Source organism: Lactobacillus sp. UMNPBX17, from assembly GCF_002553735.1.
GTDB classification, from domain to species: Bacteria; Bacillota; Bacilli; order Lactobacillales; family Lactobacillaceae; genus Lactobacillus; species Lactobacillus gallinarum.
Window position 1 is genome coordinate 1 of sequence record NZ_PCYT01000117.1, and the last position, 1944, is coordinate 1944.

The 1944-nt window shown below is 30.9% G+C and carries 2 protein-coding genes; both read left to right on the plus strand.

Annotated features, from left to right (window positions below):
• Window positions 1-302: 302 nt before the first annotated feature.
• On the plus strand, window positions 303-1448 hold the full coding sequence (locus CP368_RS09765) for a hypothetical protein (RefSeq protein ID WP_025006262.1): 1146 nt from the start codon (window positions 303-305) through the stop codon (window positions 1446-1448).
• A partial coding sequence (locus CP368_RS09770; RefSeq protein WP_098044204.1) for an ATP-binding cassette domain-containing protein occupies window positions 1449-1944 on the plus strand: 496 nt, incomplete at its 3' end. It lies immediately after the preceding gene.

The following is a 1944-nucleotide window of genomic DNA, read 5'->3' on the forward strand; positions in this document are numbered from 1 at the left end:
TTTAGAAAAGTTGGATTGTAGAAGTCACTATATGTTTTATAGAATTGCAGGTTTCTTCTTTAAGTATATGTTTGAAGGAAATAAGATGAAAGCAAAACAAATAAAAGATCAACTTATTATGTGGGGATACGGCAATAGAGTAATATCTTGGAAAATATAGTTTCGTGTGACGAAACTAATAAGTCGAGAGCATAAATATGAATGATAATATAATTGTTCTTAAGGAAAGGTGCTAAAGTAATGCTTGCTGGTCCAATGCAAACTTGGAATCATGGTGCTTAATGATAGTTAAGGGAGAAAAGATGTATTTAGAAGATTTTATAAATCAAATTTTATCAATTCCTAAATTTGATAAAAAAATAGATTCTGCTTTTCTCGAACGACTTAACATATCTAAAAAATTATTAGAAGGGACTTCGGTAAGAGACAGATCTTCACGGAGTCCTTTCTTTTTAAATGATTTAGGTGTGAGGTTTACAACAAGTCCTAGAGAATTTGTGGAGTGGAATACTAAAAAAATAAATGTAAAAATACCATCATACGATAAACTGGTTTCAGATATGTTACAAGCTGAGATAGGATTATTACCTTATATTATGGATGCCTGTATCTTGTTAACAGGTAATTTTGATGCAGTTTTTGACATAGTATCTAGAAGAAAAAGTGAAATTCTAAAGCATGGAACATATAATGCATTAATATATAGTGGAACTGTATGTGCAAGTAAAGGCTCTAAAGATTCATACTTATATTTTTCTAAGGCAATTCAGAGAGCAGGAGATATTAATCATGTAATTACAGCTTACCATAGATTGATAATAACTAAGCTTAAAAGATTTCATGATTATGAAGGCGCTCAAGAATTACTATATACTTTGATATCTAAAGAAATTCCTAGATCCAAAGATAAAGATCTGTATATGGCATTATTCGATAATATGTTGGGTTTAGCAGTTGTAATGGAGCCAAATAGTTTTTCATTAGTAATGGCTAAAACTCTACTAGTAAATGCAACTGATAGAATTAATAAGTATGTTTCCACTTGTTCTAGTATAAAAGGAAAAAGCCAAGCGGAACGATATAAGGGACAAGTAGCTATTAATTTAGTTCAATTAGAAATTCAAAAACATGATTATAAATTAGCTTACCATATTGCAATTAATAATTTAGAGCATGTAAGAATTTATTCTAAAGGTTACGTTGCTGAAGCATGTAGTATTTTGGCTTATACTCAATATTTATTAAAAAATTATCATGATGCATTGATGACATCTAAAGAAGCTCTTAATGAACATGCAGATATTGGAAACTTCGATGGAGTAAAAGCTTCTAGAGAAATGCTGATTAGTTGCTATATAAAATTAGGCATGAAAGAAGAGGCTAAAGCTGAGGCGCAATTGATTTTAGATAAATCTTTTAAGAAGGAAAATATAGGAAGCAGAAAATAAATGACAAATTATCTCTCTATTCAAAATTTACGAAAAGTATATCATGACAATGGAAAAAAATTTGTAGCGTTAGACGATGTTTCTTTTAATATTAAAAAAGGTGAAATTGCTGCCTTATTGGGCCCCAACGGTGCTGGTAAAACTACTATTGTCTCTATTGTAGGCGGTTATTTATTACCCACATCTGGCTCAGTGATTGTCGGTGGTCAGAATATTATTAAGACCAGGTTACGTGATAATATTGGAGTTTCCTTTGGTGGGGACTTGGGCTTTTACGGTCGAGCTACAGCTAAACAGAATCTCTCATATTTTGCAGATTTGGCTAAAATACCTTATCGTAAGCAAAAAGCGGAAATAGAACGTGTACTTGATTTAGTTAGTTTAAGTAATGACATGAATAAAAAGGTACAATTTTTCTCTAAAGGAATGAAACAAAGAATGCACATTGCACGTGCACTTCTAGGAAATCCTAAATTATTATTATTAGATGAACCTA

Coding starts and splice junctions, on each gene's coding strand:
- CP368_RS09765 (WP_025006262.1), top strand. CDS start 303: ATGTATTTAGAAGATTTTATAAATCAAATTTTATCAATTCCTAAATTT.